General features: G+C 73.5%; 1 pseudogene. It reads right to left on the minus strand.

Annotated features, from left to right (window positions below):
* Positions 1–442, minus strand: a pseudogene (locus D3242_RS33175) (hypothetical protein); the annotation flags it as partial.

Consider the following 442-nt stretch of genomic DNA (forward strand, 5'->3'; position numbering starts at 1 on the left):
GCGCCGGTCGAGCCTGTCGCGCCGGTCGAGCCAGTTGCTCCTGTCGAGCCAGTGGCGCCAGTCGAACCGGTTGCTCCGGTCGAGCCGGTCGCCCCGGTCGAGCCTGTCGAGCCGGTCGCCCCGGTCGAGCCGGTCGAGCCAGTTGCCCCTGTCGAGCCAGTGGCGCCAGTCGAACCGGTTGCCCCTGTCGAGCCAGTCGCTCCGGTCGAGCCGGTTGCTCCGGTCGAGCCAGTCGCTCCGGTCGAGCCGGTTGCTCCGGTCGCGCCGGTCGAGCCAGTTGCCCCGGTCGAGCCGGTTGCGCCAGTCGAGCCGGTTGCTCCGGTCGAGCCAGTCGCTCCGGTCGAGCCGGTTGCGCCGGTTGCTCCTGTCGAGCCGGTGGCGCCGGTCGAGCCAGTTGCGCCGGTTGCCCCGGTCGAGCCAGTTGCGCCGGTTGCCCCGGTCG

This window comes from Mesorhizobium jarvisii (assembly GCF_003601985.1).
GTDB lineage: Bacteria > Pseudomonadota > Alphaproteobacteria > Rhizobiales > Rhizobiaceae > Mesorhizobium > Mesorhizobium jarvisii.